Origin of the sequence: Phycicoccus avicenniae (assembly GCF_050496545.1) — a bacterium.
GTDB classification, from domain to species: domain Bacteria; phylum Actinomycetota; class Actinomycetes; order Actinomycetales; family Dermatophilaceae; genus Phycicoccus; species Phycicoccus avicenniae_A.
On the sequence record NZ_JBNVZV010000008.1, the window covers coordinates 23,284 to 48,002 of the forward strand.

At 73.8% G+C, this 24,719-nt stretch carries 26 protein-coding genes and 1 tRNA gene; 9 read left to right on the forward strand and 18 right to left on the reverse strand.

Annotated features, from left to right (window positions below; all coding sequences use genetic code 11):
* Positions 1-5: 5 nt before the first annotated feature.
* The 4 genes from ACQZ2A_RS08745 to ACQZ2A_RS08760 form a co-directional block, all read right to left on the reverse strand.
* A complete protein-coding gene (locus ACQZ2A_RS08745) occupies positions 6-1,013 on the reverse strand; it encodes a phosphotransferase enzyme family protein (protein ID WP_430209638.1) in 1,008 nt (335 codons plus the stop codon).
* Between the two features lie 66 nt (positions 1,014-1,079).
* Positions 1,080-1,403 carry a hypothetical protein gene (locus tag ACQZ2A_RS08750; protein WP_430209641.1) on the reverse strand — a complete coding sequence of 108 codons (324 nt, stop codon included), beginning with the start codon at positions 1,401-1,403 and terminating at the stop codon, positions 1,080-1,082.
* 140 nt (positions 1,404-1,543) lie between these two features.
* Positions 1,544-2,038 (reverse strand): hypothetical protein, encoded by a 495-nt coding sequence (locus tag ACQZ2A_RS08755; protein ID WP_430209644.1) that lies wholly within the window; start codon positions 2,036-2,038, stop codon positions 1,544-1,546.
* A 108-nt stretch (positions 2,039-2,146) separates the two neighbouring features.
* Positions 2,147-2,719: an NADPH-dependent F420 reductase gene (locus ACQZ2A_RS08760; RefSeq protein WP_430209646.1), complete on the reverse strand. Its 573-nt coding sequence runs from the start codon at positions 2,717-2,719 to the stop codon at positions 2,147-2,149.
* 107 nt (positions 2,720-2,826) lie between these two features.
* On the opposite strand from ACQZ2A_RS08760, the gene ACQZ2A_RS08765 reads away from it, so the two are divergent.
* Complete coding sequence (locus tag ACQZ2A_RS08765; protein WP_430209649.1) at positions 2,827-3,345, forward strand: MarR family winged helix-turn-helix transcriptional regulator; 519 nt, start codon at positions 2,827-2,829, stop codon at positions 3,343-3,345.
* A 53-nt stretch (positions 3,346-3,398) separates the two neighbouring features.
* Positions 3,399-5,276 carry a prolyl oligopeptidase family serine peptidase gene (locus tag ACQZ2A_RS08770; RefSeq protein WP_430209651.1) on the forward strand — a complete coding sequence of 626 codons (1,878 nt, stop codon included), beginning with the start codon at positions 3,399-3,401 and terminating at the stop codon, positions 5,274-5,276.
* Here ACQZ2A_RS08770 and ACQZ2A_RS08775 read toward each other — a convergent pair.
* Genes ACQZ2A_RS08775 through ACQZ2A_RS08790 form a run of 4 tightly spaced genes read right to left on the reverse strand, consistent with a single transcriptional unit; the run spans position 5,259 to position 10,068 of the window.
* Entirely contained in the window at positions 5,259-6,536 is a 1,278-nt protein-coding gene (locus ACQZ2A_RS08775; RefSeq protein ID WP_430209654.1) for an aromatic acid exporter family protein, read from the reverse strand. The two genes, ACQZ2A_RS08770 and ACQZ2A_RS08775, sit on opposite strands and share 18 nt — an antisense overlap.
* A gap of 43 nt (positions 6,537-6,579) precedes the next feature.
* Entirely contained in the window at positions 6,580-7,431 is an 852-nt protein-coding gene (locus ACQZ2A_RS08780) for a MaoC/PaaZ C-terminal domain-containing protein (RefSeq protein ID WP_430209656.1), read from the reverse strand.
* A 2-nt stretch (positions 7,432-7,433) separates the two neighbouring features.
* A complete protein-coding gene (locus ACQZ2A_RS08785; protein ID WP_430209658.1) occupies positions 7,434-8,783 on the reverse strand; it encodes a 3-oxoacyl-ACP reductase in 1,350 nt (449 codons plus the stop codon).
* Between the two features lies 1 nt (position 8,784).
* The gene (locus tag ACQZ2A_RS08790) at positions 8,785-10,068 is read right to left on the reverse strand and encodes an acetyl-CoA C-acetyltransferase (RefSeq protein ID WP_430209659.1); all 1,284 of its coding nucleotides are present in this window, start codon (positions 10,066-10,068) and stop codon (positions 8,785-8,787) included.
* 107 nt (positions 10,069-10,175) lie between these two features.
* Here ACQZ2A_RS08790 and ACQZ2A_RS08795 point away from each other — a divergent pair, with 107 nt between their 5' ends.
* Entirely contained in the window at positions 10,176-10,820 is a 645-nt protein-coding gene (locus ACQZ2A_RS08795; protein WP_430209660.1) for a TetR/AcrR family transcriptional regulator, read from the forward strand.
* 6 nt (positions 10,821-10,826) lie between these two features.
* Here ACQZ2A_RS08795 and ACQZ2A_RS08800 read toward each other — a convergent pair whose 3' ends face one another.
* Genes ACQZ2A_RS08800 through ACQZ2A_RS08810 form a run of 3 tightly spaced genes read right to left on the reverse strand, consistent with a single transcriptional unit; the run spans position 10,827 to position 13,855 of the window.
* Complete coding sequence (locus ACQZ2A_RS08800; protein ID WP_430209662.1) at positions 10,827-12,086, reverse strand: class I SAM-dependent methyltransferase; 1,260 nt, start codon at positions 12,084-12,086, stop codon at positions 10,827-10,829.
* A gap of 18 nt (positions 12,087-12,104) precedes the next feature.
* Positions 12,105-13,502: an FAD-binding oxidoreductase gene (locus ACQZ2A_RS08805; RefSeq protein WP_430209663.1), complete on the reverse strand. Its 1,398-nt coding sequence runs from the start codon at positions 13,500-13,502 to the stop codon at positions 12,105-12,107.
* The gene (locus ACQZ2A_RS08810; protein WP_430209666.1) at positions 13,499-13,855 is read right to left on the reverse strand and encodes a hypothetical protein; all 357 of its coding nucleotides are present in this window, start codon (positions 13,853-13,855) and stop codon (positions 13,499-13,501) included. Before ACQZ2A_RS08810 ends, ACQZ2A_RS08805 begins: the two co-directional genes overlap by 4 nt.
* A gap of 169 nt (positions 13,856-14,024) precedes the next feature.
* On the opposite strand from ACQZ2A_RS08810, the gene ACQZ2A_RS08815 reads away from it, so the two are divergent.
* Positions 14,025-14,552: a DUF5655 domain-containing protein gene (locus ACQZ2A_RS08815; protein WP_430209669.1), complete on the forward strand. Its 528-nt coding sequence runs from the start codon at positions 14,025-14,027 to the stop codon at positions 14,550-14,552.
* 65 nt (positions 14,553-14,617) lie between these two features.
* On the opposite strand, the gene ACQZ2A_RS08820 is transcribed toward ACQZ2A_RS08815, so the two are convergent.
* From ACQZ2A_RS08820 to ACQZ2A_RS08850, 7 genes are all read right to left on the reverse strand, one after another.
* Positions 14,618-14,691 (reverse strand) — tRNA-Val (locus tag ACQZ2A_RS08820).
* 70 nt (positions 14,692-14,761) lie between these two features.
* Positions 14,762-15,205, reverse strand: coding sequence for a TIGR02611 family protein (locus ACQZ2A_RS08825; RefSeq protein ID WP_430209671.1), 444 nt, complete (start codon positions 15,203-15,205; stop codon positions 14,762-14,764).
* On the reverse strand, positions 15,202-16,044 hold the full coding sequence (locus tag ACQZ2A_RS08830) for an aminotransferase class IV (protein ID WP_430209674.1): 843 nt from the start codon (positions 16,042-16,044) through the stop codon (positions 15,202-15,204). The genes ACQZ2A_RS08825 and ACQZ2A_RS08830 overlap by 4 nt, the downstream gene beginning before the upstream one ends.
* Positions 16,045-16,047: 3 nt before the next feature.
* Positions 16,048-17,097 carry a chorismate-binding protein gene (locus tag ACQZ2A_RS08835; RefSeq protein WP_430209979.1) on the reverse strand — a complete coding sequence of 350 codons (1,050 nt, stop codon included), beginning with the start codon at positions 17,095-17,097 and terminating at the stop codon, positions 16,048-16,050.
* A 39-nt stretch (positions 17,098-17,136) separates the two neighbouring features.
* Positions 17,137-17,826 (reverse strand): ion channel, encoded by a 690-nt coding sequence (locus ACQZ2A_RS08840; protein ID WP_430209676.1) that lies wholly within the window; start codon positions 17,824-17,826, stop codon positions 17,137-17,139.
* An 85-nt stretch (positions 17,827-17,911) separates the two neighbouring features.
* Entirely contained in the window at positions 17,912-19,762 is a 1,851-nt protein-coding gene (locus tag ACQZ2A_RS08845; RefSeq protein WP_430209679.1) for a phosphoenolpyruvate carboxykinase (GTP), read from the reverse strand.
* Between the two features lie 179 nt (positions 19,763-19,941).
* On the reverse strand, positions 19,942-20,757 hold the full coding sequence (locus ACQZ2A_RS08850; RefSeq protein WP_430209681.1) for a lysophospholipid acyltransferase family protein: 816 nt from the start codon (positions 20,755-20,757) through the stop codon (positions 19,942-19,944).
* Between the two features lie 457 nt (positions 20,758-21,214).
* On the opposite strand from ACQZ2A_RS08850, the gene ACQZ2A_RS08855 reads away from it, so the two are divergent.
* The 5 genes from ACQZ2A_RS08855 (at position 21,215) to ACQZ2A_RS08875 (ending at position 24,646) form a co-directional block, all read left to right on the forward strand.
* Entirely contained in the window at positions 21,215-21,421 is a 207-nt protein-coding gene (locus ACQZ2A_RS08855) for a hypothetical protein (RefSeq protein ID WP_430209683.1), read from the forward strand.
* 88 nt (positions 21,422-21,509) lie between these two features.
* Positions 21,510-22,187, forward strand: coding sequence for an alpha/beta hydrolase (locus tag ACQZ2A_RS08860; protein ID WP_430209686.1), 678 nt, complete (start codon positions 21,510-21,512; stop codon positions 22,185-22,187).
* A gap of 364 nt (positions 22,188-22,551) precedes the next feature.
* Complete coding sequence (locus tag ACQZ2A_RS08865; RefSeq protein ID WP_430209689.1) at positions 22,552-23,799, forward strand: tyrosine-type recombinase/integrase; 1,248 nt, start codon at positions 22,552-22,554, stop codon at positions 23,797-23,799.
* Positions 23,796-24,296 carry a hypothetical protein gene (locus ACQZ2A_RS08870; protein ID WP_430209692.1) on the forward strand — a complete coding sequence of 167 codons (501 nt, stop codon included), beginning with the start codon at positions 23,796-23,798 and terminating at the stop codon, positions 24,294-24,296. Before ACQZ2A_RS08865 ends, ACQZ2A_RS08870 begins: the two co-directional genes overlap by 4 nt.
* A 122-nt stretch (positions 24,297-24,418) precedes the next feature.
* Entirely contained in the window at positions 24,419-24,646 is a 228-nt protein-coding gene (locus tag ACQZ2A_RS08875) for a helix-turn-helix domain-containing protein (protein WP_430209694.1), read from the forward strand.
* Positions 24,647-24,719: the final 73 nt, after the last annotated feature.

Here is a 24,719-nt window from a genome sequence, read left to right on the forward strand (position 1 = left end):
TGGACTCAGGCCTCCACTTCGAGGCGGAAGGTGCCCGTGCCGAGCCAGTGCCGCAGCCGCGCCACCGTCGTGCGGAGGTAGTCCTCGGCCATCGCGCGCAGCGAGGCGGTGCTCGAGTCCAGGAGGGAGTTGGCGAGGAGCAGCTGACGCGAGGCGACGAGGGCCTCGACGTCCTCACGCGCGACGTCCGGCAGCGGCAGCACCTCGGCGTAGCCCGCCCGCAGCGCCTCCTCGGCCCCCTCGGCCCCGCTGCGGCGCAGGTAGAACGTCGTGATGGCGAGGTCGAGCACGGGCAGGCCGAGGCCGGCGTCGTCGAAGTCGAAGATCGCGAGCCGGCCCTCGTGCCACTTGAGGTTCCCGCCGTGCAGGTCGGCGTGCAGCGGGACCACGGCCGCCCCGGCGTGGAGGCGCTCGAAGACCTCGCGGGCGCGGGCCATCCCCTCGGCGACCGTCGCCCGCTCGTCCGGGTCGAGGCCCGGGGCGGTGCTCAGGACGTCCCGGTCCCCGAAGAGCGGCTCGTCGAAGCGGGGCAGCTCCGCCGCGGGGGGCAGCGTCCATCCGGCGGCGTGCCGGTGCAGGAGCGCCGTCGCGCGGCCCAGCGCCGGGGCCCACCCGGCGCCGTCGCCGTCGCGGGCGTCGTCGCCGTCGAGCCACGAGGCGGCCGTGACGAGCACCGGGTGGCCCAGGGCCTCGGGTGTCGCGCGGACGAACCACTCGCCCTCCGTCGTGCGCAGCGGCCGGGGCACGACGACCCCGGCCCCGGTGGCGATGGCCTCCTGCCAGGCCTGCTGCGCGAGGACGTTCGCCGGGGTGCTCTTGGAGTTGGTCCCGACCCGCAGGGCGACCCGGCGCCCGTCCCGGGTGTCGACGCGGAAGGTCGTGTTGTAGGCGTGGAGCACGACCTCCATGCGGTGCACGTCGAGCCCGAAGGCCTCGGCGGCCGCGAGCGCCGCGGGGCGCAGCGCCTCGACCTGGGCCTCCTCGTCGAGGCCGGGGTAGTCGGCGGCGTCCACCCGGTCAGCCAACCACCCCGCGGACCGCCCCGGCCACCGGGTTCCGGTGACCGGGGCGGGACGACGTCACTCGTTCTGGCCGGCACCCACGCAGGTGATGACGTGGCTGATGTCCTTGGCGGACGTGTACGTCGTGGCGGTGTCACCCTCGGCCTGCACGACCGTGCTCGTCGTGCCGGCCTTGATGACGTAGAACGCGCCGGGCTCGATGGTCCACGTCCTGGTCCCGCCGGACAGGTCGACCTTCGAGCAGGTGTAGGCGCCGCCCTGCTCCCAGTACGTCGTGTGGTTGAGGGACGGGTCGACCTTGGCCGAGGCGGTCCCGACGACGGTCAGGACCGCGACGGTCGCCGTGACGGCGGCGGCGGCGATGCGATGGGTGGTGCGCATGATGGTTCTCCTCTGAACGGCCCGAAGGCCCCCTGCGGCACCCGGTCCGAGCGGACCGGATGCCGCAGGGTAGGGGCGCGCGGCACCCCTCCATCGGCGGTTCGGGGAGAACTCCGGCCACTCGGCCGAAGCGGTCTGCCTCAGTCGTCGTCCTCGGCCATGCCGGAGGCGATGTAGACGGCGCGGTTGGCGTCCGGCTGGACGAGGGCGACCGCGTCCTCGCAGTGCTTCGGGACCATCACCCACTGACGCGTGCGCCCGTCACCCGCGGTGCTGAGCGCGAAGGGGGCCGTCGAGGTGGCCACCATCCCGTCGCAGACGAGCGTCACGACGACCGAGGCGATCGGGTTGGTGTTCGTCCCGCGCGGCGGCGGGATGACCAGCCCCCGGATGCGGACGTCGACCCGGCCGTCCTCGCGCACCCGGACCTCGCTGGGCCCGTTGACCCACGGTGCGCCGCCGGGGTTGATCCCGGCGACCTGCGGGCTGGCCGGCGCGGGCATGCTGCCGACGAGGTCGGCGCGCAGGACGTCGTGCCCGCCGTCGGCCACGGCCGGCCCGGCCGCGAGGGCCAGCACCGACAGCGTGGCCGCGGCGGCCGCGGGGAGGGTGCGGCTCGTGAGTGTCCTGGTCATGGGGAGTCCTCTCGCCTGTGCTCGCGGGCCACCGCCCGGACGGCGACGACCCCTGGTGACTCCTGACACGCACCCCGGCCCCCCGCGGTTCAGCCGCCGCGCGAGCGGTCAGTCGCGCAGCGCGAACCCGCCCGTCCAGGACGCCTTCTCGGCGACCGCGAGGGTCAGCTGGAGGAACCCCAGCGCCTCGAGCTCGCGGGCGCGCCGCAGGCCACCGGCGTCGACGGGGCTGAGGCCGGCGTCCGCGACGACCCCGGCCACCCGCGCCTTGGCGTCGGCGTCGTCCCCGGCGAGGAGCACGGTGGTCGGCTGCCCACCGACGGTCCCCGACGCGAGGGTCGCGGCGAAGTTGGTGTTGAAGGCCTTGACCACGTGGGCGTCGGGCAGCGCCGCCGCGAGCTCGGAGGCCGCGGACCCGTCGGCCGGGACCACCAGCGCGTCGAAGGTCTCGAAGTCGAGCGGGTTGGTGATGTCGACGACGACCTTGCCGGCCAGCTGCTCGCGGCGGGCCTCGGCGATCTCGCCCAGCGCCGGGTACGGCACGGCGAGGACGACGACGTCCCCGGTGACGGCCTCGTCGCTCGCGTGGGCGATCGACTGGACGTCGTGCCCGCCCTGCTGCGCCAGGGCGGCGATCGCCGAACCCATGTTCCCCGTGCCGATGATGCTCACTGCGGTCATGACGACCTTCTCCCTCGGATGGACGGACGACCCTTTTGGTTGTCTCGACAACTGAACGTAGCACCGGAAAGTTGTCGCGACAACCATCGAGACGGCAGAATGGCCCTATGAGCCGCACCGCACCGTCCGCGTCCTCGCCGGCCGACCCCGAACCGCGCTGGCTGACGCCGACCGAGCGCAGCGCGTGGATCCGGGTGGTCGCCGTGCTTGAGCTGCTGCCGGGCCTCCTCGACTCCCAGCTGCGCCGCGACGCGAACCTCACCTTCTTCGAGTACTACCTGCTCGCCCGGCTCTCCGAGGCGCCCGGTCGCGTCCTGCGGATGAGCGCGCTCGCCCACGGCACCAACGCCACGCTCCCGCGCCTGTCCCACGTCGTGCGCCGCCTCGAGGCGCGCGGCCTCGTGGAGCGCCTCCCGTGCCCGGAGGACGGCCGGGCCACGAACGCCCGGCTCACCGAGGCCGGGTGGGACGCCGTGGTCGCCGCGGCGCCGCGGCACGTCGAGGCGGTCCGGCAGCACGCCTTCGACGCCCTGGGCCCCGGGGACGTCGAGCAGCTGCACCGGCTCTGCGACGCCCTCCTGACCCGCCTCGACCCCGAGGGGCGCGCCGGCGACTTCGACCGCTGAGACGCTCCGGTCCCCGCGGCCGCCGCGGCGGGTCGTCCACCTAGGGTCGGGTGATGCGGACCCTCCCCTTCGGCACCTGGCCCTCCCCCATCACCCCCGAGGACCTCACGGGCGGCCAGGTGCTGCTCGACGAGGTGCGGGTCGACGGGCCCCACACCTACTGGCTCGAGAGCCGCCCCGCCGAGGGCGGGAGGGTCACCGTGGTGCGCCACGACGGTGACTCGTCCACGGAGCTCCTCGCCGCCCCGTGGAACGTGCGGACCCGCGTGCACGAGTACGGCGGAGGGGCGTACGCCGTGTCCGGGGGCACGGTGGTCTTCTCCCATCTCGGGGACGACCGGCTGCGCCGGCTCGACCCGGGCGCCGACGAGCCGGTGGCCATCACCCCGGAGGGCGCCTGGCGCTACGGCGGCCTCGTGCTCCACGGCGAGCACGTGTACGCCGTGCGCGAGGACCACACCGGCGGCGGCGAGCCGGCCAACGAGCTGGTGCGGCTCGACCTGCACGGCGAGAACACCGACGCGGGAACGGTGCTGCACACCGGCACCGACTTCGTCTCGCGCCCGGCGGTCTCGCCCGACGGCACGGACATCGCCTTCGTCGTCTGGGACCACCCGGACATGCCGTGGGACACCACCCGCCTCCTGCGGGCGCAGCTCACCCCGGACGGCCTCCGGGACGCGCACGTCGTGGCGGGCGAGGACGGGGTCTCGGTGTCCCAGCCGCACTTCGGTCCGGACGGCGCGCTGTGGTTCGTCTCCGACGAGTCCGGCTGGTGGCTCGTCCACCGCGACGCCGGCGACGGCCCGCACCCGGTCCACGACACCGAGGCCGACCACGCGCAGCCCCAGTGGTCGCTCGGGATGCACGACCTCACCGTCCTCGACGCCGACCGCGCGCTCGTCCGATGGTTCGAGGTCGGCGGGCAGGGGGTCGGTGTGCTCACGGCCTCCACCGGCGAGGTGACGCCGGTCGCCGGCGCGGGGTCCTTCCACGACCACTTCGGGACCGCCGGTGACGAGGTCGCCTTCAAGCGCGGCCGCACCGACGGTCTGCCGCAGGTCGTGCGTGGCCCGGCCGGCGGCCCGTTCCGCGTCCTCGCGTCCTCGGCCCCCACCGACCCCGACCCCGCCTCGGTGTCCGCCCCCGAGCCGTGGTCGTGGACGAACTCCGACGGCGACGTCGTGCACGGCATCCTCAACCCGCCGTGCCTCGCCGGCGTCACCGGACCGGACGGCGAGCAGCCGCCGCTCATCGTGGTCGCCCACGGCGGCCCGACGAGCCGCGCCGAGACCTCCTACCTGTCGGCCACGCAGTTCTGGACGACGCGCGGCTTCGCCGTCCTGTCGGTGAACTACTCGGGCAGCACGGGGTACGGCCGCGCGTACCGCGACCGCCTGCGCGGGCGCTGGGGCGAGCTCGACATCGACGACTGCGTCACGGGCGCGCGCTCGGTCGCCGCGGCCGGGCGGGCCGACGCCGCCCGCCTGGCGGTGCGCGGTGGCAGCGCCGGCGGGTACGTCGTGCTGCGCGCGATGACCACGAGCGACGCCTTCACCGCCGGGACGAGCCTCTTCGGTGTCGCCGACCTCGCCGCCCTGGCCCGCGACACCCACAAGTTCGAGTCGCGCTACTGCGACCGGCTCGTCGCCCCGTGGCCGGAGGGCGAGGAGGTCTACCGCGACCGCTCCCCCATCCACCACGCCGACCGGCTCCACGGCGAGCTGCTGCTCCTCCAGGGCACCGACGACAAGGTGGTCCCGCTCGCCCAGGCCGAGGACATGGCCGCGGCGATGCGCGCCGCCGGCCGCGACGTCGAGCTCGCGGTGTACGAGGGCGAGGGGCACGGCTTCCGGCGGCCGGAGACCGTGGTCGACGCCCTCGAGCGCGAGCTCGCCTTCTACACCCGGGTGCTACGCCTCGGGTCCTGACCCGGGGCCGCCCTCCTCGCGCCGCCGCAGGACCTCCTGCGCGCGGGCCCCGGCCACCCCGGCGATGCCCTCGGCGAGCGGTGCGCGCAACGGGCCGGTGTCGCTCGGCACGGAGGCCCCGGCGTGGCCGGCCCGGATCTCCTCGACGAGGCGGCGGGCCTCGACGATGAGCGTCCCGTACGCCGGCCAGGCCCGCGGGTCGTCCAGCGGTGTCGAGCGCACCTCCTCCGCGAGGGCGTCGAGCGCGGCTCCGGCGGCCTCGAGGTGCTCCTCGACCTCGCGGTCGGCTCCCTCCCGGTGCACGCCGAAGCGCGCCGCCGCCGCCCCGAGGTGCTCGAGCACCCCGGCGTAGCTGCCGAGCCACTCCGGCGACGGCGAGGGCTGCCAGGGCGCCTCGGCCGCGGCGTCGGCGAGCGTCCGGGCGATGCCCGCCACCGGCCACTGGCTGCGCTGGACGGCGTGCGCCGCCCCCACGTAGCCGTCCCAGTCCACCCGGGCCGGCCGCAGCCGGTGCCGCAGGTTGAGTCGCGTGCTCTCGCGTCCCGTCTCGACGGCCTCGAGCACCGCCGGCACGTCGACCCCGACGCTCGTGGCGCGGTCGTGCCAGCCGCGCGCCGCCTCGGCGTCCCAGCCCGACCGCAGCCCCTCGGCCATGTCGTCGAGCAGGCCGCGCAGCCGCTCGGTGAGCTCGAGGACGGCTCGCCGGGGGGCGGTGAGGTGCATCGGCGCGAGGACGACGGCGTTGACGACCACGCCGACGACACCCCCGAGAAGCGTGTCGAGGACCGTGGCCGCGGTGAAGGAGACGCTGTCCCACTGCAGGCTGAGCAGCGAGAGCAGGACCATCGTCGGCACCTGGACGCCGTGGGCGCCCAGCCGGTCCCAGCGGCCGATGACCAGCGCGAGGAGCAGGACGAGGACCATCGACCACCAGGTGACGCCGACGAGGTTCCCGACGCCCCAGGCCACGAGCATCCCGACGACGACGGCCACGAGCCGCTCGACGCTCTGCCAGAGCGAGCGGACGATGGTGCGGTCCACGACGAGGAGGGCGGCGAGCGGGGCGTAGAACGAGGTGCTGCTGTCGACGACGACGACCGCCAGCTGCCAGGCGAGCACGGCCGCGCCGGCCGACTTGAGGAGCATGAGCGCGTCGTCCCGCTCGGGCCCGGGACCCTGCAGGACGGCGCGCACGGTGGCCCGCCAGCCCTCCACCGTGGCGCGCACGCCCCTCCGGGCCGGGGCGACCTGCGTGGACATGCTCCGACCCTAGCCACGGGTGCGCGCCCGTGGTCGGCGCGGGTCAGGCGTGCAGGGTGAGGACGACGTGCGTCTTCTCGGGGTCCTTCCGCGACCGCAGGCCGGCGGTCACGATGCCGCCCTCCCGGCGGACGGCGAGCTCGACCGTCCCGGGGAGGAAGACGGGCCTGGTGAACCACACCCGGCTGGTCGAGGGCCCGAGCGAGGCGCGGCCGAGGGCCGCCAGGGTGCGGGCGTAGGTCCACATCCCGTGCGCGATGTGCCGCCGGAACCCCATGGCCCGCGCCGACAGCGGGTGCAGGTGGATGGGGTTGACGTCCCGGGAGACCGCGGCGTACTCGCGGCCGAGGTCCTCGGGCAGGCGCCACACCCCGGCCGCCGGACCGTCGGGCAGCGACGGCGGTGAGTCACCCCGGGGCGCGTCCTCGGTGCCCCGCCCCCGGGAGAGGTAGACGCTGTCGCACTCCCACACGAGCTCGTCGCCGACGCGGGCCTCGAGTCGGACGTCGAGGGTCCGCCCGCGCCGATGGGGGTGCAGCGCACCGGCGCTCACGTCGAGGGTCAGCGGCTCGGATGCATCGAGGGTGCGGTGCGTCGTCACCCGGTTCTCGAGGTGCACCATCCCCGGCAGCGCCACGGGGAAGTCGGGCCGCGCCATCAGGGCGGTCTGCACCGGGAAGGCCAGCACCCACGGGTACGGCTGCGGCAGGGTGTCGGAGACGTCGTGGCCGGTGATCCGCTGGTAGGCCGCCAAGCGCTGCCGGTCCACGGTGACGCCGTCGACGCGCAGCGTCCGGTCCGGGACGGTGTCGCCGCTCCGGCCGCGGGCGGTCAGGGCGGCCCGGGCCAGCAGCGGCACGGTGGAGGGCGTCCCCGGCAGGGTCTCGAGGGCCACGCTCAGGCCCCCAGCAGGCTCTGGCCGCAGACGCGGACCACGTTGCCGGACACCGCGGCCTGCGCGTCGGCGGCGAAGTAGGCGATGGTCTCCGCGACGTCGACGGGCAGACCGCCCTGCGCGAGGCTGTTGAGGCGCCGGCCGACCTCGCGGGTCGCCAGCGGGATGCGTGCCGTCATCTCCGTCTCGATGAACCCCGGCGCGACGGCGTTGACGGTGATGCCCCGACGCCGCAGGCCGCGGTCGGCCGCGTAGCCGTCGACCAGCCCGATGACTCCGGCCTTGGACGCGCCGTAGTTGCTCTGGCCCCGGTTGCCCGCGATGCCCGCGATCGACGACACGAGCACGACCCGGCCGCCCTCGCGCAGACCGTCCTTCGCGAGCAGCGCCTCGTTCATCGCGAGGATCGAGAGCAGGTTGACCCGGAGCACCGAGTCCCACCGCTCGGCGTCGGTGTTGGCCAGCAGCTTGTCGCGGGTGATGCCCGCGTTGTGGACGACGAGGTCGAGGCCACCGTGCCGGGTGCGCGCGTGCTCGGCGATGCGCGAGCCGGCGTCGGCGGCCGTGACGTCGAGCTGCAGGGCGGTGCCACCGACCTCGTTGGCCACCGCGGCGAGCGAGGCCCCGGCCGCGGGGACGTCGACGCAGACCAGCGTCGCGCCGTCGCGGGCCAGGGTGCGGGCGATGTCGGCGCCGATGCCGCGGGCCGCGCCGGTGACGACGGCGACCTTCCCGGCGAGCGGGCGGTCGGCATCGGCCGGGGCCGTGGCCTCTCCTTCGCCGACGCGGAACACCTGGCCGTCGACGTACGCCGAGCGGGCCGAGAGCAGGAAGGTGACCGTCCCGAGGGCGGCGGCCTCCGAGCCGTCGGCGACGAGGACGAGGTTGGCGGTGGCGCCGGCACGCAGCTCCTTGCCCACCGAGCGGGTGATGCCCTCGAGGGCCCGCCGGGCGGCCCGCTGCGCGACCGAGCCGGCGCGCGCCGGGTCACGGCCGACGACCACGACGCGGGCGCAGCGCCCGAGCCGCTTGAGGGCCGGGGCCAGGGTGGCGCGCAGCGACTCGAGGTCGGCCGGCGTCTCGGCGGCGGTGAGGTCGACGACGACCCCGCCGAGGCGGACGCCCTCGGGCACGGTGTCGACGAGCACGGCTCCGGCGGAGGTCAGCCCGTCGCGCAGCGCCGTGATGGCCGGGGTGTCGGCGTGGCCGCCCACGAGGACCGGCCCGTCGACGAGCGGGCGGCCGGGCCGGTGTCGGCGGAGCGGGACGGGCTGCGGCAGACCGAGGGTCGAGGCGAGCTTCTTGCCGAACCCGCTGTTGACGAAGGAGGTGTAGCCGTCGGAGCGGGGCACGTCAGGCCGCCTCGAGGATGGCGACGACGCCCTGCCCACCGGCGGCGCAGACGGAGATGAGTCCCCGTGCACCGGAGCCCTTCTCGTGCAGCTGCTTGGCCAGCGACGCGACGATGCGTCCACCGGTCGCTGCGAACGGGTGCCCCGCGGCCAGCGACGAGCCGTTGACGTTGAGCTTCGCCCGGTCGATCGAGCCGAGCGGGGCGTCGAGCCCCAGCCGGTCGCGGCAGAACTCCTCGTCCTCCCAGGCCTTCATCGTCGAGAGCACGGTGGCGGCGAAGGCCTCGTGGATCTCGTAGAGGTCGAAGTCCTGCAGCGTCAGGCCCTGGCGGGCGAGCATCCTCGGGACCGCGTAGGCCGGCGCCATGAGCAGCCCCTCGTCACCGCCGAGGTAGTCCACCGAGGCGGTCTCGCCGTCGACGAAGTAGGCCAGCGGCTTCAGCCCGTGCTGCGCCGCCCACTCCTCGGAGCCGAGCAGCACCGTGGAGGCGCCGTCGGACAGCGGCGTGGAGTTGGCGGCCGTCATCGTCGCGTCGGGCCCGGACCCGAAGGCCGTGCGCAGGGAGGCGAGCTTCTCGAGCGTGGAGTCGGGGCGCAGGTTCTGGTCCCGGGTCAGCCCCAGGTAGGGGGTGAGCAGGTCGTCGAAGAACCCACGGTCGTAGGCCGCGGCGAGCTTCTGGTGGCTGGCCAGCGCCAGCTCGTCCTGCGCCTCGCGGGTGATGCCCCAGCGCGCCGCCGTGATCGCCATGTGCTCGCCCATCGACATCCCGGTGCGGGGCTCGGTCGCGGCGGGGACCTGGATGCCGAGGTCGGTGGGGCGCAGCGTGAGCGCCGCCTTCGCGCGGTCGGCCGGCGTCTTGGCCCGGTTGAGCCGCAGCAGCTTCCGGCGCAGCTTCTCCGGCACGACGATGGGCGCGTCGGAGGCGGAGTCGACCCCACCGGCGATGCCGGAGTCGGCCTGCCCGAGGGCGATCTTGTTCGCGACCAGGATGGTCGCCTCGAGCCCGGTGCCGCAGGCCTGCTGGATGTCGTACGCCGGCGTCGTGGGCGACAGGCTCGAGCCGAGCACGGCCTCGCGGGTGAGGTTGAAGTCGCGGCTGTGCTTGATGACGGCGCCGGCGACGACCTCGCCGAGGCGCTCCCCCGCGAGCCCGTGACGGGCGACGAGCCCCTCGAGGGCGGCGGTGAGCATGTCCTGGTTCGACGCCTCGGCGTAGGCGCCGAACTGGCGGGCGAAGGGGATGCGGTTGCCGCCGAGGACGGCGGCGCGGCGCGTGGTGGTCACCGGTCTGGCTCCTGGTGCGTCGGGGGCGGCGCGGACGGTCGTCGGCGTCGCGAGTATCCGGTACCGACGGTAACAGGTACCGGGAGTTCCTGCTACCGTCCTGACCCGTGACCTCCGCCTCCCCCACCGACGGCCGCAGCGCGCGCTGGGACGAGCACCGCCTCGCCCGTCGCCGCGCGCTGGTCGAGTCCACCGTGGGCGCCATCCGCGCGCACGGCGCGGGCGTCGGGATGGACGAGGTCGCGGCCGCCGCCGGCACCTCGAAGACGGTGGTCTACCGGCACTTCACCGACCGCGCCGGCCTGTACGCGGCTGTGGCCGACCGCGTCGACGGCACGATCATCCGCGGCATCACCCGGGCGGCGAGCGGTGCCGACGGCGCCCCGCCCCCGCCGCGCGAGGTCGTGCGCGGGGTCATCGCGGCCTACCTCCACCTCGTCGAGGACGACCCCGAGGTCTACCGGTTCATCGTCAACGCCCCGCTCCTGCCCCCGGGCGAGCGGCCGGAGGGTGACGTGACCGCCGGCATGACCGGCCGCATCGCCGAGCACGTGGCCGGGATCGTCGGCGGTGTGGAGGGCCCGGGCACCGTCGACGACGCCACGGCCCGCCTCTGGGGCGTGGCCCTGGTCGGGATGGTCCGGGCGGCCGCCGACGCGTGGCTCGCGGACGGCGGCCGGGCGCGCACGGCGGACGCCCTCGCCGACGACCTCACCACGCTCGTCTGGGACGGGCTGCGACCCCGCGGCTGAGCCGCCTCAGGCGCTCCACCACGGGCGCAGGGGCAGGCCGTGACGGCCGTCCGCGTCGGTCTTCGCGGCCAGGACGTGGTGCAGCTGGATCTCGTTGCGCTCGAACCCGAGTCGCGAACCCGCCATGTAGAGGCCCCAGACCCGGGCCGTGCCCTCACCGACCTCCTCGACGCACTCGTCCCAGTGCTCGACGAGGTTGCGGCACCAGCCGGCCAGGGTCAGCGCGTAGTGCTCGCGCAGGTTCTCCTCGTGCAGGACCTCGAGACCCGCGTCCTGCGCCTCGGTGATGATGCGGCCGGACCCGGTGAGCTCGCCGTCGGGGAAGACGTAGCGGTCGATGAACGCGCCGGTCTCGGTGCGCCGGTTGTGCGGACGGGTGATGCAGTGGTTGAGCAGCAGCCCGCCGGTGCGCAGCCGGTCGCGGATGAAGCCGAAGTACGTCGGGTAGTTGCGCACCCCGATGTGCTCGGTGAGCCCGATCGAGGAGACGGCGTCGAAACCCGTCTCGGTGACCGCGCGGTAGTCGCTGTGCCGCACCTCGGCGAGGTCGGCCAGGCCCTCCTCCGCGATCGCCTTCTGCGCCCACAGCGCCTGCTCGCGCGAGAGCGTGACGCCGAGGACGCTCACGCCCTGCCGGGCGGCGTACCGGACCATCCCGCCCCAGCCGCAGCCGATGTCAAGCAGCCGGTCCCCCGGTCGCAGCGCGAGCTTGTCGAACACGAGCCGGTACTTGTTCTCCTGCGCCTCCTCGAGCGTGGCGTCGGTGCTCGGGTAGCAGGCGCAGGTGTAGGTCATCGACGGACCGAGGACCATCTCGTAGAAGCGGTTCGACACGTCGTAGTGGTGGTGGATGGCCTCGGCGTCGCGGGTGTGGTTGTGCCGCAACCCCTCCGCGAGGCGCCGCCACCGGGGCAGGCTCTCCTGGGGCGGGGGCGGCGGCGGGGTGAGCCCGCGGACGCCGAGCATCCGGGACAGCTCGAGCACCTGCTCGCGGCCCGGCCTGCGGAAGTGCACCCCGGAGAGGTCGGCGAGCAGGTCGTACGGGTCGCCGGGGTGGACGCCGTCGACCAGGAGGTCGCCGGACACGTACGCGCGGGCGAGCCCGAGGTCGCCGGGGGCGGTCGCCAGGTAGCTGAGACCGCGCGGCGTCGAGACGGTGAGACGGCGGGCCGCCTCGGCGGGCCCGACGGCGGACCCGTCGTAGGCCTCGACGCGCAGCGGCAGGGGTCCGTCGACGACGGACTCGACGATCTGGGCGATGCTCACGTGCTCCTCCTGGTCTGGTCAGGCACCGCGCACGGCCTTGGCGTAGAGGTCGGGCAGCCGGTGTCCGGGGTCGTAGCGCTCCTTGAGCGCCGGGTAGTCGGCACCGCCGTAGTGGCGCCAGAAGGTCTCCTCGTCGTAGAAGGCCTCCGAGTACAGGGACTTGTGGCCACCGAGGTCGCTCACGGCGTCCTCGATGCGGCGGTTCGTGGCACCGGGCCCACCGGCCGGGTCGACCGGCACGGTGGACCAGAAGCCGACGTTGACGTACCGCTCCCCCGGCTCGAGGGGGTACAGCGTCCACGCCCGGTCGTCACGGATCTGGACGGGGCACAACCAGATCGGCTCGATGGGCACCTCGCGCAGGAACCAGCGGAGGAACTCGGCGGTGCGTTCGAGCGGGATCTCGACGTCCTGGACCACCCGCTCGCGCGGCGGCCGTCCCCTACGGGCCTCGAGCCGGTCGGCGACGTCGAAGCGCCGGTCGAGGGCGACGAGCTTCCAGTAGACGCTCGAGCGGAGCCAGCGGCGCGGCCACACCCGGCGCACGAGGGGGTTCTGCGCCCCGAAGGCCCGCGAGCACCAGAACCAGTCGGTGTCCCAGCGCCACAGGTAGTCGAGGGTGCTCAGGGTGTCGCGGGTGGGGCGCGGTCGGTCGTGCTGGATCGACCGGTAGAAGACGCGCTGCCCCGTGTAGTCGCTGGTCGGCCCGGGTTCGTCGCTCCGGCGGCCGAGGACGAGGTAGGACTCGTCGGCGGTGAAGACGACGCCGTCGAGGTAGTCGACGTCCTCGCCGTCGTGGGCGCCGGTGGACATCACCTCGTCGACCGCGGCGAGCAGCGCGTCGAGGTCGTGGAACCGGACGTGCCGCAGCGAGACCGTGCGCCCGACGGGCTCGAGCTCGATGCGCAGCCGCGTCGCGTACCCGAGGGTGCCGTAGGAGTTGGCGAAGCCCCGGAAGAGGTCCGTGTGCCGGCTCGTGCGGTCGGCCGTGACCACCTCGCCGGTCCCGGTGAGCACGTCCATCTCGAGGACCGACTCGTGCGGCAGGCCGTTGCGCCACGACGCGGACTCGATGCCGAGCCCGGTGACCGCTCCCCCGAGCGTGATGGTGCGCAGCTGCGGCACGACGAGGGGCGTCAGGCCGTGCGCCAGGGTGGCGTCGACGAGGTCCTCGTAGGTGCACATGCCCTGGACGTCCGCGGTCCGCGCCGACGGGTCGACGTCGACGACCCCCGTCAGCCCGCTCGTGTCGAGCCCGGGGGCGTCGGTGGCGGACCGCGCACGGAAGAGGTTGCTCGTGCGCTTGGCCAGACGCACCGGAGCACCCTCGGGGATGGCCCGGTAGCTGGCCACCAGTCGCTGGACCCCGGTGTCGTGCAGGGCGGTCCCCGTGGTCGCGGGGGCGGGGAGGGTCACGACGCGTCCTCCACGACCTCCACCGGGTCGCCGACGCGCACCGTTCCCGAGCGTCCGACCGCGCCGTACAGTCCCGCGCACGCGTTGCCGGTGGCCTCCACGGCGAGCACGACGTCCCCGACCCGCACCACGCGCCCGGTGAGCGCCTCCACCTGGGCCGTGGGGGCGTCGAGGACGAGGTTGGCCCGGGTGTGGGGCGAGTCGTTGCCGACGACCGAGACCGCCGCCCTCTTGGGCCGGTCCCCCACCAGGCCGTCGGCGCGCACGTCGGCCTGCTCGTGCTCGTGGCCGGCTGCCCGACGCTCCGGGAAGGTGTGGATGCTCCGCACCGACATCGTCATGGGCTCATGCATACACCCGGAACGCATTCTTGCGTCCACTGCATTTCCCGCCGATCACCCTGCGGCCCTCAGGAATCCCCAAGCCTTTCGTCCCTGTCCATCGATCGACGAATGTGTCGATCGATGGACGTGCCGTCCGTGGGCTCTGGCCGTCCGGACCGGTCTGCAGGATCATGGCGACATGGACGACCCCTTCCAGAACCTGCAGGCCCGGACCGGCCGCTCGATGGATAAGTGGATGACCGTGCTCGAGGGCAGCGGGCTGCAGAAGCACGGCGAGATCATGGCCTGGCTCAAGGGCGAGCACGGTGTCAGCCACGGCTTCGCGAACGGCATCGCCCTCGCCTTCCGGTCGCGTGGTACCTCGTCCGCGGCGGACGACCTCGTCGAGGCGCAGTACAGCGGGGCGAAGGCGGCTCTCCGACCCGTCTACGAGGCGCTGGTGAACGCCGCCCGGGCGCTGGGACCCGACGTGGAGGTCGCCCCGAAGAAGACGGGTGTCTCCCTGCGCCGCTCGAAGCAGTTCGCCCTCGTCGAGCCGGCCAGCGCGGCGCGCATCCGCCTCGGTCTGCAGCTGCGCGACCATCCCACGTCCGAGCGGCTCACGGCCGCCACGGGGATGTGCTCGCACACGGTCGACGTGCGCTCGGTCGACGACGTCGACGCCGAGCTCGAGGGCTGGCTCCGCACCGGCTACGAACGCAACTGACATCCGCTCCCGGCTCCCCCACATCACCGAAGCCCCCGCTCGCTGGCGCGAACGGGGGCTTTCGGTGGATGTGGAGGGACTCGAACCCCCGGCCTCTCGCGTGTGAAGCGAACGCTCTAACCAACTGAGCTACACATCCGGGTGCCGTGCGGCCTGCCGAGGATACCCAACGGCCGGGGGCAGGCGGAAATCGGCCCCCGGTCGGCGGCTCAGAGCCCCGCGGTGGTGTGCAGCCAGCCCTCGACGCCGTCCGGGAGGAACGCGGGAACACCGGTGAGCCGCAGGGCGAGCCACACGACGGCGAGCACGAAGACGAACGTGAGCAGCCCGACGACCGCCTTGACCCACAGGGGCTGGCGCTTGACCCACTCCTCCCAGGAGCGGACCCGGCGCTTGACCCACTGGAGCAGGTCGTCGGCGGGCTCGATCTCCGAGGCCCACACGGCCAGACCGACGATGACGATGAGCCACCCCGGCCCCGGCAGCGGCACGAGCGCGAAGCCGCCGAGCACGAGGACGAGCCCGACGAGGGCCACGGCCGTGCGCAGCACCGGGCGGGTCGTCGAGTTGGAGCGCAGCCGGCGTCGCCACTCCCAGTGGTCGTCGTCGTCGGCGGGCCGGAAGAACGGCCGCTTGGTCCGGGTCTCGGTCACGGGTCCACCGTCCGTGCCTCGTGGGCGGCCCAGACGTCGCGCACCCGCGCCGTCACCGGACCCGGCGCCGGCAGCGAACGGCCGTCGACCGCCGAGACCGGCAGGACGTCCTTGACCGAGGAGGTGATGAACACCTCGGCGGCCTCGGTGAGCACCGACATCGGCAACGCCTCCTCGCGCACCTCGACTTCTTCTTCCCGGCACCACTCGACGACGAGCGCCCGCGAGATGCCTGCGAGGCACCCGCTCTCGAGCGGAGGGGTGCGGACGACGCCGTCGGTGACGACGAAGACGTTGCTCCCCGTCCCCTCGCAGAGCTCGCCGCGGGTGTTGGCGAACAGTGCCTCCACGGCTCCCTGCTCGGCGGCCCGGGCGAGCGCCACGACGTTCTCGGCGTACGACGTGGTCTTCAGCCCGGCCGTCGCCGAGCGCTCGTTGCGCACCCACGGCACCGTGACCACGGCCCCCGACTCCGGCGGCCGGTCGTGGGCGACGGCGGTGACGATGTGGGTCAGTGCCGAGTCGAGGCGGTCCGACCCGAGTGGCCCGTGGCCCCCGGTGACGGTCCAGCGGAGCCGGCCGAAGGCGATGGGCTCCGCGCCCAGCACCGCGGCGATGCCCTCGCGCAGCAGGTCGTGGTCGGCGGGCGGCAGGCCGAGGCCGGCCATCGTCCGGTCCAGCCGCGCCAGGTGGCGGCTCACCGCGAACGGCACGCCGTCGACGATCTTGGCGGTCTCGAACGCACCGTCACCCACGGTCACGCCGTGGTCCACGGCGCTCACGGCGGGCTCGCCGCGGGGCACGAGGGCGCCGTCGACCCACACGCGGATGTCACTCATGCGTCACAGCCTCCCAGACACCGGGTGCCGACCCGTGGCAAGCGCGACCAGACGCGCCGCCTTGAGCTCGGTCTCGTCCCACTCCGCCTGCGCGGAGCTGCCCCACGTGATGCCGGCGCCGGTGCCGAACCGCAGCACCCGCACCCCCGCGGGCGTCCGGTCCGCCCAGAACGTCCGGATGCCCACCGCCAGGCTCGCCTCGTGGCGGTCGGCGTCGACCCACCCCACCGCGCCGCAGTACGGGCCACGCGGAACCGGCTCGAGGTCGGCGATCGCCTGCAGCGCCGTGTGCTTGGGCGCGCCGCTGACCGACCCCGGCGGGAAGCTCGCGGCGAGGACGTCGCGCCAGGTGGTCCCGGGGCGCAGCCTGCCGGTGACGTCGGAGACGAGGTGGACCAGCCCGGGGTGCTCCTCGAGGCGGCACAGCGCCTCGACGTCGACCGTGCCCGGGAGGCAGACGTGGCCGAGGTCGTTGCGGACGAGGTCGACGATCATCACGTTCTCGGCGTAGTCCTTCGGGAGCATCGCCTCCGCGTGGGTCGCGGTGCCCTTGATCGGGCTCGAGGTCAGCCGCTCGCCGTGGCGCACGAGGTAGGCCTCGGGCGAGGCGCAGGCCACCTCGAGCCCGGCCTCGGGCAGGTCGAGGGTCGCGGCGTACGGCGCGGGGTTGCCGCGGGCGAGCACCCGGCCGAGCGCGGACATCGAGGCGTCCTCGGGGAGGTCGTGCTCGAGCACCCGGCAGAGGTTGACCTGGTAGACGGTGCCCGCCGCGATCCGCCGGCGCACCTCGTCGACCCCTGCGACGTAGGCGTGCCGGTCCAGGCTGGAGCGCCACGTGCCACGGAGCGCGGGCCAGGAGGGGCCCGCCGCCGGGGGGGCCGGATCATCCGGACGCTCGCGGCGCACCTCCCCCAGCCGGACGGCCGTCAGCGCGCCCTCGAAGGTGAGGACGACCGCCCAGAAGCCGGAGGTCATCGCCGCCGGGTCGTGGACCACGGCCTCGACGCCCCGGGCCACGAGCGACCCGAACCTCGCCTCCGCCACGCCCTGCATCGTAGGGGTCCGGGGCATCGTCGTCCGCCCCCCTCCCGCTCACCCCGGGCGGTGCGACTCCGCGAAGCGGCTGACCACGACGGCCACCACCCTCACGAGGAAGACCTGGCCGAGCACGGCCTCGGACGCGACCACCAGACGGGCCAGGTCGGTGCGCGGGGTGAGGTCCCCGAGTCCGAGCGTGGAGATGGTCGTCAGGCTGAGGTAGGTGTAGGCGGTCGAGGGCTGCTCGGCGCCCAGCACGGGGGTCGGGCTCCACCAGTCCAGCGCCCGGAGGAGGACCGCGTACGCCACCGCGATCTGCAGGTAGGCGGTCACGGCACCGAGCACGGTGCGCACGGCGACGGCCCGGTGCGCCACGATCCGGCGGATGACGAGCGCCGGCACCGCGAGCACGAGGGCCAGCCACAGGAGGGCCAGGACGTTCCCGGTCGCCGACCAGGCGGGGCCGGCGCCCGCGAGGCCCGCGGCCACGGCCGAGCCGAGGACCACCACGACGACGAACGCGGCCACGGCGCGCACGGTCCGACCCCCGAGGCCCACCGCCCGCGACGCCGCGAGCAGGGCCGCGCCGCTCGTGGCCGTCACGACCACGGTGCCGACCGGCGAGGCCCGGACGTCGACCAGCGCGGAGACCACGATCGTCACGACGACGAGGAAGAGCACGACGCCGAACCGGTCCACGGGGTCCGAGCGCCAGGCCCGCCACCGTGTCGACGCGCTCGTCATGCCCGCCTCCGCGCTCCGGGGCCCGAACGCGACGGGCCGGCCGCCCGCAGCGTAGCGCTGCGGGCGGCCGGCCCGTCACCCTTCGTCAGGCGGTGACGGTGGCCTCCTGCTCGAGGGCGGCGGCGACGCGGCGGTGCGCCTCCCAGATCTCCTCGGGCAGGTCGGGGAACTGCTTGAGGTGCTCCTCGCGGAAGCCCATCTCCTGGCGCCACCGCTCGACGTCGATGTCGAGGATGGTGTCGAGGTCGCCGGCGTCGATGTCGAGCCCGTCGAGGTTCAGCTCCTCCTTGAGCGGGATGGTGCCGACGGCCGTCCGGCGCCCGGTCACCTCGCCCTTCTTGTACTGGACGAGCCAGAGCAGGGCGCGCAGGTTCTCGCGGTAGCCGGGCCACAGGAAGTGCCCGTCCTCGGGGTCGCGCTGGAACCAGTTGACGTGCGCGAACACGGGCTGGTCCTTCGCGGCGCCGACGATCTTCAGCCACTGCGCCGCGTACGGCCCCTCGGGGTAGGACATGAACGGGCGCATCGACATCGGGTCGTAGCGCAGCTTGCCCTCGACACCCTCGGCGGCGGCCGTGGCCTCGGCGCCCAGGGTCAGGCCGTCGTAGACGCCCTCGGCGAGGTCGTCGATGGCCCGCACGAGCGGCTCGCGGTCGCGGGTGCGGCCGCCGAAGATGATCGCGTCGATCTTGACGCCCTTGGGGTCCTCGAAGTCCGGCGCGACGTTCGGCACGTTGGCCAGCGTCGTCGTGAACCGGCTGTTCGGGTGCGCCCAGGGGTCGCCGGCCTCGTCGGGGTTGCGCTCGCTGATGAGCTCGCCCTTCCAGTCCCGCCAGCCGGTGGCGTCCTGCGGGTGGTGGGGCGTCCTGCCCTCCCACCAGACCTCGTGCGTGTCCTCGTTGTACGCGACGTTCGTGAACAGCGCGGTGGTGCCCTCGGCGATGGAGTCCAGCGCGGTCGGGTTGGTCTTCTCGTTGGTGTCCTTGGCGACGCCGAAGACGCCGTTCTCGGGGTTGAGCCCGTAGAGGTTGCCGTCCTCGCCGACCCACAGCCACGCGATGTCGTCGCCGTAGAAGGACACGTGGTACCGGTCGCCGAGGGCGTCGGGCGCGAGGGTCATCGCGAGGTTGGTCTTGCCGGAGGCGCTCGGGAAGCCGCCGCAGACGTGGTGGGTCTCGCCGGTCTCCTTGTCGGTGATGCCGAGGAGCATGAACTGCTCGCCGAGGAACTCACCCGAGGCGTAGCCGTCGTAGGCCGCCTGGCGCAGGCCGTGGGCGATCTTGCCGAGCAGCGCGTTGCCGCCGTAGCTGGAGCCGAAGTGCAGGATGGTCCGCTCGTCGGCGACGGTGACGAAGTAGCGCTTGTCGTCCGGGGTGCCCTGGCCGAGGTTCGGCAGGTCGCCCGTCACGTGCACCGCGCGCACGAACATGTCCTGGTCCGCGAGCTGGTTGATGTGGTTCACGCCGACGCGCGCCATCCGGATCATGTGGAGGCAGACCGTGCGGTTGTCGGTGATCTCGACACCGGCGGCGAAGCGCTCGAGCGGGCTGCCGGGCGGGGCCATCAGGTAGGGGATGACGTACATGGTCTTGCCGGCCATGGCGCCCTTCATGTGCCCCTCGACGACCGGGCGGATCTCGTCGGAGTGGCGCCAGTTGTTGTAGACGCCCTCGTCCTCGGGGCGGCTCGTGGCGACGATGGTGCGCTCCTCGGAGCGAGCCGTGTCCTTGGAGTAGCTGCGCGAGTAGTACAGACCGTCGCCGGCCGGCTGGATCTCCCCGGCGTCCAGGGACTCCTGGACGAGGCGGGCGTCGTCGGACGCGCTGACCACCTCGATGCGCTCGGCGCCGAGGAACTGCGCCCAGTGCAGGACGTACTCCCTCACGCTGCTGTTGGTCAGCCCCGCATCATCCAGGGACTTCTCCAGGTCGGCCACAATGCTCACCCTTTTCGGTCGTCGCGCAGGTCAACCCGAGGGCCGACCCACGACGCCGTGTGTCCGCCCTGCGAGACAGCCATTGCACCGTAGCGGCGGGTGGAGGGTCCACCGTCGAACCGGTTCGACCCGGGAGTCCTTCGTCACATCGGTGCACCCACCAGAGATCCTGCTCACACCTACTCACCGGTTACGTGTGATGTAAACGATTTCGCTTGTGCGACAACGTTGTCAGCGTCGAGGCCGTCGGCGACGGCGATGGCCCGGAGGTCGAGGAGACGGGCCTCGTCGGCGCCGGGCGCGGCGCCACCGCGGTGCGCCGGCCACCACCACTCCTGCGTTGGCTCGCTCGGGGTGTCCGGATACCGGTCGAGGAGCTCCTCGACGAGGTCGGTGAGCGCGGCGTGCAGACGGTCGGTGAGCGCCGCGGCGTCCTCGCCCGGGCGGGGCACCAGCGGCTCGCCCGCGACGACGCCGACCCATCGGCCCCGGCGCAGCGACCCGTGCGGGCCGACCGTGAGCACGCGGTGCAGGCCCCAGTGCGCCACGGGCACGATGGGCGCGCCGGTGGCGATCGCGAGGTGGGCGGCCCCGAGCCGCAGGTCGGCGCGGTCCTTGACGGCGAAGGCGTGCCCGATCGTCGCCTCCGGGTACACGCCGACCACCTCGCCGCGCAGCAGCGCCCGGTACGCCCGGACCGCGGCGGCCGCACCCGAGCGACGGTCGACCGGGACGTGCCCCATCCGCCGCATCGCCGCGCCGACCACGGGCACCCGGAAGACGGACTCCTTGGCCATGAACCGGGTCAGCCGGCCGCGCTGCACGGACGGGAGCCCGACGACGAGGAAGTCGAGGAAGCTCTGGTGGTCCGCGGCCAGGACCACCGGACCGGTCGAGGGCACCCGCTCGGCGTGCCGGACGTCGAGGCGCAGCCCGAGCACCCGGAACAGGACGCGGGCCAGCCGGACGACGAGGCGGTACGTGAGGTCGTGCACGCCGGTGGTTCGGCACGGGCGCGGGTCCCGGATGAGCGGCACTCACCCTGTCCACCCCGGCGGCCGGTGGGCACACTGGCGGGCACGCCGCTCCAGGTCGTCCCGATGCTCCCGTGCGCGCACATCGACGAGATCGGGGCGTTCTTCGTCCCGCTGGGCTTCGCGGTCACCTACCGGCAGGTCCGGCCGAACCCGTACCTCGCGCTCGAGGGGCACGGCTTCCCGGTGCACTACTACGAGATGCCCGGGCACCGCGCCGAGGACTCGCACAGCACCTTCGGGGTGGCGGTACCCGACCCTGGGCCGCTCTTCGAGGCCTTCGCGGCCGGTCTGCGGGCGCGCTACGGCAGGCTGCCGGTCTCGGGCGTCCCCCTTCACCCGGCCCCGGCCACGCAAGAACGCCGGCGGCCTGTCGGGGTTCAGCCTGGTCGACCCCGCTGGGAACTGGATCCGCGTGATGTCCTCGGGCGAGGCGACGGTCGAGCCGGAGTCCTCGCCGCTGCGCAGCACGCTGCTCGACGCCATGGTCCTGGCCGACAGCAGGGACGACGTCGCCCAGGCCGCCAAGATCCTGCACGGTGCAGTGCGCCGGGCGGCCCCGGACGACCCGGCGCTGGGCGACGCCCGGGCCTTCCTCGACGAGCTCACCGAGCGGCTCGCCTGACCGGCGTCCGTCCCGGGTCCACCCCCGGGTCACCGTGCGGGTGACCGCCGCCCGGGTGCGACGGACGGTCGTCGGGTAGACATCCGGCATGACCGACGTGCGCTCGCGGCTCGTGGAGACCGCCACCCCGGACCGTCCGGACGGCGTCGTGCTCGTCCTGCACGGCGGTGGCGGCCGCGGGTCCGCACCGGTCAGCCCGGCCCAGCTCTCCGTCCTGCGGATGGTGCCGGTCGCCGCCCGGGTGGCGCGCGCCGGGAAGGGCCGGCTGGCGGTCTGGCGGCTGCTCAACTCGGCGCGCGGGTGGAGCGAGCGGCCCACCCCCGTCGACGACGTGCGCTGGGCGCTCGGGCGGGTGCGTGAGCGGTTCGGGGACGACGTGCCGGTCGCCCTCGTCGGACACAGCCTGGGTGGGCGCGCGGCGCTCCTGGCCGCGGCGGACCCGCAGGTGCGCTCGGTCGTCGGGCTCGCGACCTGGCTGAGCGGCAGCGAGCCGATCGGTCCGCTGCCGGCGCGCGACGTCCTCCTCGTCCACGGTGACGCCGACCGCGTCGCCCGCATCGCACCCGCGATGGCCGCGGCCCGGCGGCTCGAGGCATCGGCCCGCACCGGGTTCGTCACGGTGCGGGGTGGGAGCCACTCGATGCTGCGCCACCACGCCGACTTCGACGGCCTCGCCGCGCAGTGGGTGGCCGCGACCCTGCTCGGCGACGACCCCGGCCCGGTCCTCGGCCGCGTCCTGCAGGGCGAGCGCGACGTCACGGTCTGAGGGGCAGGAGCGCTTCGATCCACGTCACGCTGACGGCGCGGAACTTCCTCGGCGGCGGGGATGCATCCGCGTCACGACCCACGTTCCGCGTCGTCACGGTGACGGCGCGGAACCTCGCCATGTCCCGGCCTACCCGGAGCACACGACAACGGCCCCGGACCTGGTGGTCCGGGGCCGTTCTCTCTGGTGGGCGATACTGGGTTTGAACCAGACCGCCCGCCTGTCACCCATCACTGGGCTGACGTGCCGAAACAGGTCACTGACCTGCTGATACGCGACACAGTATCTAGGAAGCGGTCGGAAAGCAACGGCAACGCTATGGTGTCTCCAGTAGCACGTTCGTAGCACGGAGAGGCGATTCTGGATGGCCGGACAGCAGGGGCGGCGCACCTTCGGCCGCGTCCGCAAGCTCCCCAGCGGGCGCTGGCAGGCGTTCTACAACGACCCCGACGGGCGCACCACGGTCAGCCGCTCCGGCACCGCGACACCCGTCCGCCACCCCGCACCCACGACGTTCGACGCGAAGGTCGACGCCGAGGCGTGGCTCGTCGACGAGCGCCGCCTGATCTCTGCTGGTGCCTGGACCCCCCCGGCCGAACGCAAGGCCGCCCGCCGCACCACTCCCCTGACCTTCGGCCCCTACGCCGACGCCTGGCTCGCCGGCCGCAAGGTCCGTGGCCGGCCCCTCGCCGACCGGACCCGGGACCACTATCGCGACCTGCTCGACCGCTTCATCCTGCCGACGTTCGCCGACGTGCCGTTGGCCGATATCACCCCGGAGATGGTTGACGGCTGGTACGAGATCTGCGCCGTCGGGAAGCCCACTACCCAGGCGCACGCCTACAGCCTCGTCCGGACGATCCTCGGGACCGCGGTCGAGCGTCGGCTCATCAAGACCGCGAACCCGGCCCAGATCCGCGGTGGCGGCTCGACGTCGCGAGCGAAGAAGGTCCGGCCGGCGACCACGCAGCAGCTCGCGGTGATCGTGGCGGCTATGCCCGAACGGCGGCGCCTGATGGTGGCGCTCGCGGCGTGGTGCGCCCTCCGCTTCGGCGAGCTGGCCGAGCTGCGCCGCGAGGACGTCGACACCAAGCAGGGCGTCATCCGAGTCCGCCGTGGCGTGGTCAGGGTGCGACTCGAGGACGAAGATGGCGTCCGGATGGTCCGGAAGGTGAAGGGCCCGAAGAGCGCCGCCGGCGTGAGGGACGTGCCCATCCCGCCACACCTGCTCGCCGACGTTCGAGACCACCTCCTGCGGCACGCGGCACCTGGGCGGGAGGGCCTGCTCTTCCCGGGCCGAGACGGCGCCCACCTGTCGACGAGCGCGTTCTATGGGCGGGCCGCTGCCCTCGACGACCAGGGCACGGTGCGACGCAGCGGACACGGCTACTTCGAGGCGCGCCGCGTTGCGGGCCGCCCAGACCTTCGCTTTCACGACCTGCGCCACACCGGGCTCACGAACGCTGCCACCGTCGGCGCAACCCTCGCCGAGCTCATGCAGATGGCCGGGCACTCCACCGCCGGGGCCGCGATGCGCTACCAGCACGCCGCCCAGGATCGGATGCAAGACCTCGCGTCACGCCTCTCCAACCTCGCTGAGGAGAACACATGACCCGCCCGTCCCCTCACTCCGCTTACATCCCCGACGCGACGTTGCTTCATGCGGAGTGGAAGCGTGATCGGCGCGAAAAGACCCAAAGGTGGCGGGTTCTCGCGCAGGCCTGGTGTCCACGCTGCCATGGCACCCTCGCAGTCGCCCTGGCGGTCGCCGATGAGGTGATCCTGCTCCTCCCTCAGGGGCGCGCTGGTAGCCGCGAAGCGCTCGCTCAGACCTTGGAGGCCGACGGCGAAAGGGATGCCGAGTACCCAGTCGGCTTGCCGTGGTCACAGGAGATCAAGGCCAACGGCCGCGAATTGTTGGGTCGCGCGGCGCGGCTACGCGAGGGCGTCGAGTCGCCGCGACTCTGTCCGCGTGCAGTCAACCTGACCACTTTGCGCGCCTCCGGGCTTGTGGGCTTGAGCGATGAGGAAGCAATCTGCGGAGGGTGCGGCACGACTCGTATCGTCGTCGTTGACGTCGAAGATCCCACCCGACTGCGTTTGGGGTGACACGCGGACACGCCGCTGCATGCCGTTTCCTGTAGGCGGTGTACAGTGGTGCAAGTTGCCTCCGCTGCTAAGCGGGTACCGTCGGATCGCTTGGGCCGCACCGATTCCTTGAAGGAGTCGCTGTGGCCCTTTCTGTTGCCCCACCCACCCCCCGGGAGTGGCTGAACCAGGCCGAGGTCGCTGACCTCCTCGGCGTCACGGACCGCACGGTCCGAAACTTCATCGCTCGCGGGGTCCTCCCCGCCTCGCGCATCCGCAACGGCAAAAGCCGCCCGGGCCCCGTGCGCATCCGCCGTCGAGACGTCGACGCCCTCCTCGAGCCCATCCCCGCGACGGCGGTCCCCGCGTGACCGCGCCGCCGGGCACGACCCGGACCATCAGGGATGCCGCTCCCCGCTCGACCCCCAGCACCTGGACCGACGA

What these genes read in the sequence shown, in the direction of transcription:
- ACQZ2A_RS08760 (WP_430209646.1), bottom strand. Translation starts at nt 2,719, where the DNA reads ATGACCGCAGTGAGCATCATCGGCACGGGGAACATGGGTTCGGCGATC.
- ACQZ2A_RS08865 (WP_430209689.1), top strand. Translation starts at nt 22,552, where the DNA reads ATGGCCGGACAGCAGGGGCGGCGCACCTTCGGCCGCGTCCGCAAGCTC.
- ACQZ2A_RS08835 (WP_430209979.1), bottom strand. Translation starts at nt 17,097, where the DNA reads ATGCAGGGCGTGGCGGAGGCGAGGTTCGGGTCGCTCGTGGCCCGGGGC.
- ACQZ2A_RS08840 (WP_430209676.1), bottom strand. Translation starts at nt 17,826, where the DNA reads ATGACGAGCGCGTCGACACGGTGGCGGGCCTGGCGCTCGGACCCCGTG.
- ACQZ2A_RS08775 (WP_430209654.1), bottom strand. Translation starts at nt 6,536, where the DNA reads ATGTCCACGCAGGTCGCCCCGGCCCGGAGGGGCGTGCGCGCCACGGTG.
- ACQZ2A_RS08870 (WP_430209692.1), top strand. Translation starts at nt 23,796, where the DNA reads ATGACCCGCCCGTCCCCTCACTCCGCTTACATCCCCGACGCGACGTTG.
- ACQZ2A_RS08765 (WP_430209649.1), top strand. Translation starts at nt 2,827, where the DNA reads ATGAGCCGCACCGCACCGTCCGCGTCCTCGCCGGCCGACCCCGAACCG.
- ACQZ2A_RS08815 (WP_430209669.1), top strand. Translation starts at nt 14,025, where the DNA reads ATGGACGACCCCTTCCAGAACCTGCAGGCCCGGACCGGCCGCTCGATG.
- ACQZ2A_RS08830 (WP_430209674.1), bottom strand. Translation starts at nt 16,044, where the DNA reads ATGAGTGACATCCGCGTGTGGGTCGACGGCGCCCTCGTGCCCCGCGGC.
- ACQZ2A_RS08750 (WP_430209641.1), bottom strand. Translation starts at nt 1,403, where the DNA reads ATGCGCACCACCCATCGCATCGCCGCCGCCGCCGTCACGGCGACCGTC.
- ACQZ2A_RS08860 (WP_430209686.1), top strand. Translation starts at nt 21,510, where the DNA reads ATGACCGACGTGCGCTCGCGGCTCGTGGAGACCGCCACCCCGGACCGT.
- ACQZ2A_RS08855 (WP_430209683.1), top strand. Translation starts at nt 21,215, where the DNA reads ATGTCCTCGGGCGAGGCGACGGTCGAGCCGGAGTCCTCGCCGCTGCGC.
- ACQZ2A_RS08810 (WP_430209666.1), bottom strand. Translation starts at nt 13,855, where the DNA reads ATGCATGAGCCCATGACGATGTCGGTGCGGAGCATCCACACCTTCCCG.
- ACQZ2A_RS08755 (WP_430209644.1), bottom strand. Translation starts at nt 2,038, where the DNA reads ATGACCAGGACACTCACGAGCCGCACCCTCCCCGCGGCCGCCGCGGCC.
- ACQZ2A_RS08770 (WP_430209651.1), top strand. Translation starts at nt 3,399, where the DNA reads ATGCGGACCCTCCCCTTCGGCACCTGGCCCTCCCCCATCACCCCCGAG.